This is a genomic window from Streptomyces beijiangensis (assembly GCF_017315755.1).
GTDB lineage: Bacteria > Actinomycetota > Actinomycetes > Streptomycetales > Streptomycetaceae > Streptomyces > Streptomyces beijiangensis.
In genome coordinates, this window is the sequence record NZ_JAFLRJ010000972.1 from 1 (window position 1) to 272 (window position 272).

The window sequence follows — 272 nt, forward strand, 5'->3', positions numbered from 1 at the left end:
GCCGCGGCTGGTCGGGGTCGAGCCCCTTCGCCGCGGCACCTGACGCGCTCCGTCATCCTCGACGAGGGCTGAGCCGATGCCGCTGGTGGGGAGCGGGGGGCTGGTCGCCGATGCGGCGGCCCGCAGTGGGGCCGTCGCCGCGTTCAACGTCATCACGCTGGAACATGTGGAGGCGGTGATCGCGGGGGCCGAGGCCGTCGGGTCGCCTGTCATCCTGCAGATCAGCGAGAACGCGGTGAAGTACCGGCGGGGTCAGGTCGAGCCGCTGGCAC

Annotated in this window: 1 protein-coding gene; it reads left to right on the plus strand. The window is 72.8% G+C overall.

Translation table 11 applies throughout. The features are described from left to right. Positions 1-76 precede the first annotated feature (76 nt). Positions 77-272 (plus strand): class II fructose-bisphosphate aldolase (locus J0695_RS40145; protein WP_206969752.1); only part of this gene is annotated, 196 nt, incomplete at its 3' end.